Here is a 5,537-nt window from a genome sequence, read left to right as displayed (position 1 = left end):
CCTGCCTCCCCTGCATCCCCTGCTCCCCCTGCTGTTTCAGCATCTCACAGACAGGTGACAGGTGAGAGAATTTTTGCGCGGGTGGGTGGGTGTAAAAAATCAGATGTTGCTAAAAATGTCTGTATCTCTATCTGGACAATGGTTTGAGCTTGTTTTTATGTTGGACACACCCGCGCACTTTACACAGCAAGGGTTTCAGCGTTTTTCGCTCTTGACACGATTTCTGAAATGGACTATGATTAGAGCATCCGCGCAATCGAACCTTGAAAACTACATATATATAGGCTTTCAGGATGCCGCAGTTGAAATTTCACTTACTCCCTATTAGGGATTGAAACGTTCATAGTGGTTTCTTTAAGGGAGGTTTTAGTTGAAATTTCACTTACTCCCTATTAGGGATTGAAACTGTTTCATTTATGCTGATTGAGACTTTTCCCGCACATGTTGAAATTTCACTTACTCCCTATTAGGGATTGAAACAAAATTCCATTACCTTCAGAACGGGGCAAAAATCCGTTGAAATTTCACTTACTCCCTATTAGGGATTGAAACAACAAGAGATAAAATATTGGCAAAAAAGACAATTGTTGAAATTTCACTTACTCCCTATTAGGGATTGAAACAGCCAATTCACCCTGAAAAGACCACTAGCTGAGATTTGTTGAAATTTCACTTACTCCCTATTAGGGATTGAAACAGAACTTCTAACTTTTGTTTAAGTGGTGCTAACTGTGGTTGAAATTTCACTTACTCCCTATTAGGGATTGAAACGGCTTCCACCCTTGCAGCTTTATCCATATCTTCCTGGTTGAAATTTCACTTACTCCCTATTAGGGATTGAAACTTATCTTTCCTGTGGTAATAGTATCGTTCCGTGTTCTAGGTAGTTGAAATTTCACTTACTCCCTATTAGGGATTGAAACCAAATACTGCCACTACCCAATGACGAATCAATGGTTGAAATTTCACTTACTCCCTATTAGGGATTGAAACAGGGATTCAAAACCATATATTCCAGCATCACTCACACCGGCAAGAATCACAGAACCAGAGTTCATTGGATCTAAACCGGTGTTATTCGGTCTTGGGACAATTACGAATTACGAATTACGAATTACCCTAACCTCTTAGCATTTGCAAACCGTTGATTAATTTCATCCCAATTAACCACATTCCACCAAGCGTCTAAATACTCAGGTCTGCGGTTTTGATATTTTAAATAATAAGCGTGTTCCCAAACATCATTACCAAAAATCGGATAATTTCCTGCCATTAAAGGACTATCTTGATTTGCTGTAGTTGTGATTTCTAACTTACCGTTTTTGCGGCTAACTAACCAAACCCAACCGCTACCAAAACGACCTGCACCAGCTTCATTAAACTGTTTTTTGAAATCTGCGAAATTGCCAAAATTATCTTTAATTGCAGTTGCAATTTCTCCAGTCGGTTCACCACCACCATTAGGTGTCATTATTTTCCAAAACATGGAGTGGTTAACATGACCACCACCATTATTTCTAACTGTAGTTCTAATATCTGCGGGTACATTATCGAGATTTTGCAGCAGTGCTTCCACAGATTTAGTTTTCAGTTTTGGGTATTTATCTAATGCTTTATTTAAATTATTCACATAAGCCGCATGATGTTTATCGTGATGAAACTGCATGGTTTTTGCATCAATATGCGGTTCTAGTGCATCGTAAGCGTAGGGTAAAGGGGGAAGTTGAATAGCTGGTGTGCTGGCTGGAGATGTTTCCGCAGCAGCATAACTATCTAAAATAAAAGCACCTGTACTAGCACCCAGTAAAACTAAGAAATGGCGACGATTTAAACTCATAATCTTGTTTGCAGTTAAATTGTGGTAGATTTGCTCATAATTGGCACTGTTTTAGATCATAACTGCAAAAACATATTTAGGAATGGTGAGTTTTACCCCTCTACAATTTGAGGTGAGTTACTAAAATCTGGCATTAGTAGCAACATCCGCCTCCGAATTAATTCGGAGTCTCATAGCAAAAGTCGTCTAAAGACGACTATTCACAGGTTTTAGTTTAGTTGTTTGATTTGGGAAGTTTCAGCAGGTAGATTTATTTGACTGGGAGATAGTTTCAAAACAGCAATAGGTATTATTGTATCCACTAATTGATTAATAGAGATTTTAACACTAAATATCACACTGTATTTAAGTTTTAATAACAATCTAAACTCAAACTAAAACATGGTAATATGTCGTCACCTAATAATTCTGTGGGTAAATTGCGTAATTCCACATCTTGTCCTAAACGATAAATTTCTACCTGCTGTTGTTGAGGAGTTATTAACCATCCCAGTTTTACCCCTGCATCCATATATTCTTGCATTTTCTGACGCAGATTTTCTAAACTATCCGTTGCTGAGCTTAATTCAATGACAAAATCTGGTGCAATAGGGGGCAATTTTCGCCTTTGTTCAGGGGTTAATGCTTCTCAACGTTCTTGTCTAATCCAAGCTGCATCAGGAGAACGTTCAGCACCATTTGGTAATTTAAATATAGTGGAAGAACTAATAGTATAACCGAGTTTTGTTTGCCGATACCAAATACCTAAATATATAATAAATTCTGCCTCTATATTACCACTTTCACCTCCCACTGGTGGCATAATAATTAATTCTCCGGTTGCAGTGCGTTCAAATTGCAAATCACTTGTTTTTTGACATAGTTGATAAATCTGTTCATCGGTTAAATTAACAGTGTCTAAGTTGAGTTTTAAAGGACTGATAACCATAAAAATTTTTATTCTCCTGACTAGGATATATTAATATTATGACTCAAACATGATTTTTATACAATTTCTCAATCCTGTTCATCCTTAAATCCTGGATATCCTGATTCAGACAATTAAATTTTAATAATTAATAGGACGGGGAAACCCCGCCCCTACAGTTAATAGAAATTAACCGAAATGTTTGATGATTGCATCAGCAAATTCAGAACACTTCAAAGGTTCTACAGGTGGTTCAATCATCCGCGCTAAGTCATAAGTTACTTGACCATTGGCGATGGCTGCACCTAAACCTTTCTTAATCAAATCTGCGGCTTCTTGCCAACCCATATATTCCAGCATCATCACACCGGAAAGAATCACAGAACCGGGGTTAATTTTATCTAACCCGGCGTGTTTTGGTGCTGTACCATGAGTAGCTTCAAAAACCGCACAGGAGTCTCCAATATTTGCCCCTGGACCCATGCCTAAACCACCGACAATAGCGGCAGCAGCATCAGACAAATAATCACCGTTGAGGTTCATTGTCGCCAGAATAGAATACTCATCTGGTCGGGTTTGAATTTGTTGGAAGATACTATCAGCAATGCGGTCATTGACCATGATTTTCTCTTTCCATTTGCCATTACCATGACTTGCCCAAATGTCATTAAGAACTGTTTCTACTTCTTTGACAATTTGTGCTTTTTTCTCTGGTGTCAAAGCATCAAAACCAGGGTCAATCATTCTGGCATTTTCTTCTAAGGAAATATTAGGATTTTTTTCCTTATTTCCTAATATCCAAGATTCCCGTTCTGTCACGCACTCTTGGCGAAATTCCGTAGTTGCTAATTCATAACCCCAATCCCGGAAAGCGCCTTCGGTGTATTTCATGATGTTGCCCTTATGCACCAGAGTTACCTGTTGCTTGTTTTTAGGCAACGTCAAAGCGTGTTTGATGGCACGTCTAACTAACCGCTTTGACCCACTAATACTAATAGGTTTAATACCTATGCCAGCATCTAAAGGAAGCTGCTTTTTACCATGTTCTGGGGTAGCAGGTATTAATTCTTCATTGAGAATTTTAATCAGACGATTACCGATTTCACTACCCTGCTTCCATTCAATCCCCAAATAAATATCTTCTGTGTTCTCCCGGTATACAATTACATCCAATTTTTCCGGGTTTTTGTGGGGAGATGGTGTACCAGCGTAATAACGACAAGGACGCACACAGGCGTAAAGGTCAAAAATTTGGCGTAATGCTACGTTTAAAGAACGAATCCCACCACCCACGGGAGTAGTCAAAGGTCCTTTGATGGCAACGCCATATTCTTGAATAGCTGTTAATGTATCCTGGGGTAAATACTGATATGTCCCGTATAAATCACAAGCTTCATCACCAGCATAAACCTTAAACCAGCTAATCTTTCTCTTGCCGTTGTATGCTTTGGCGATCGCAGCATCAATCACCTTTTCAGTTGCAGGCCAAATATCTATACCTGTGCCATCACCACGAATGAAGGGAATAATAGGATTGTCAGGGACAACAGGTTCACCATTTTTGAAGGTAATTTTTGCACCAGTTGTCGGGGGAGTAATCTTTTCGTACATAATTTCACACATTCCAAATAGAATATCAAGGAGTTCAAGAGTCAGAGGTGACAGGTGACAGGTGACAGGTGACAGTGAAGAGATAAGATATTATTCTCCCCATCTCCCCATCTCCCCATCTTCCCTGCTTCCCCTGCTTCCCCTGCTTCCCCTGCCCTTTCTTTGAGGCGCAGATCATCCCCTGCTTTACCTGGTAAATTATTGGTAGCTCAGACGTAGATTTCAGTTAAACCGTCGCTATTTTGTACGATCAAGAAAAATAGTAAACTACTTTTCGCTATCTGTGCTTCATTTTGTAGAATGCCCAATAGCTGATTCGTTTGTTTACTGAACCGCTAACACGAGTAATGGCATGACAGACCCAATGATTGTATCAGGCACTGCTAATGACATCGACTCCCTGCGCCAAAAGTTAATCGCTGGGTCTCAAAAAGTCCAACAACAAATCATCCCACAGTTAGCTGAACTGGGTAATGAAGGGTTAGAGGTGTTGCAGGAATTTTTACTGAAACGTCGTGACACTCCAGCAACTTGGATTGATGGTAAAGTCTTCCAAGCACTCTACAACTCTGATGCACCTACAGCCAAGGAATTTCTGGAAACTAACTTTCCTGAAGGAATTGTACCTCTAAAATCAGACTGTGGGATCAGTTACAATTCTTTGCAACAATTACTCATCCGTCAAGAGTTCCAAGCTGCTGACCTTTTGACCATCCAAAAAATGTGCGAACTGGCAGGTCCCCAAGCAGTGCAAAGAAAATGGTTATATTTTACTGAGGTAGAAAATTTTCCCATTCAGGATTTGCAAACTCTTAATCATCTTTGGGTAGTCTACTCGGAAGGCAAATTTGGCTTTTCCGTACAACGAGAAATGTGGTTAGGCTTAGGTAAAAATTGGGATGGTTTATGGTCAAAAATTGGCTGGAAGAACGGTAATACATGGACACGCTACCCCAACGAATTTACATGGGATTTAAGCGCCCCTAGAGGTCATCTACCCCTTTCTAATCAGCTACGAGGTGTGCGGGTCATAGCTTCTTTGTTATCTCATCCTGCATGGGGCTAGGTGACAGGGTGTAGGGTGTAGGGTGTAGGGTGTGGGAAGATGGGAAGGTGGGGTGATGGGGAGATGGGGAGGAATAATTACCGATTACCAATCACCAATCACCAATCACCAACTAT

The 5,537-nt window shown here is 40.0% G+C and carries 3 protein-coding genes, 1 pseudogene and 1 CRISPR repeat array; of the genes and pseudogenes, 1 reads left to right on the top strand and 3 read right to left on the bottom strand.

The genetic code is table 11. The annotated features are described in order from the left end of the window. Nucleotides 1–301: 301 nt before the first annotated feature. Nucleotides 302–993: a CRISPR direct-repeat array (repeat unit 37 nt; unit sequence GTTGAAATTTCACTTACTCCCTATTAGGGATTGAAAC). Between the two features lie 121 nt (nt 994–1,114). From A0J48_RS25720 to A0J48_RS25710, 3 genes and pseudogenes are all read right to left on the bottom strand, one after another. Then, the gene (locus A0J48_RS25720) at nt 1,115–1,837 is read right to left on the bottom strand and encodes a superoxide dismutase (RefSeq protein WP_234301168.1); all 723 of its coding nucleotides are present in this window, start codon (nt 1,835–1,837) and stop codon (nt 1,115–1,117) included. A 352-nt stretch (nt 1,838–2,189) separates the two neighbouring features. Beyond that, nucleotides 2,190–2,765 (bottom strand): annotated as a pseudogene (locus A0J48_RS25715) (Uma2 family endonuclease). Nucleotides 2,766–2,933: 168 nt separating this feature from the next. Beyond that, nucleotides 2,934–4,355: an NADP-dependent isocitrate dehydrogenase gene (locus A0J48_RS25710; protein WP_200327410.1), complete on the bottom strand. Its 1,422-nt coding sequence runs from the start codon at nt 4,353–4,355 to the stop codon at nt 2,934–2,936. A gap of 352 nt (nt 4,356–4,707) precedes the next feature. On the opposite strand from A0J48_RS25710, the gene A0J48_RS25705 reads away from it, so the two are divergent. Further along, nucleotides 4,708–5,421: a GUN4 domain-containing protein gene (locus A0J48_RS25705; RefSeq protein ID WP_200327409.1), complete on the top strand. Its 714-nt coding sequence runs from the start codon at nt 4,708–4,710 to the stop codon at nt 5,419–5,421. The last annotated feature ends 116 nt before the right edge of the window (nt 5,422–5,537 follow it).

This window comes from Sphaerospermopsis aphanizomenoides BCCUSP55, assembly GCF_001586785.1.
GTDB classification, from domain to species: domain Bacteria; phylum Cyanobacteriota; class Cyanobacteriia; order Cyanobacteriales; family Nostocaceae; genus Sphaerospermopsis_A; species Sphaerospermopsis_A aphanizomenoides_A.
The sequence above is the reverse complement of the archived record's forward strand: the minus strand, read 5'-3'. Positions and strand labels throughout refer to the sequence as shown.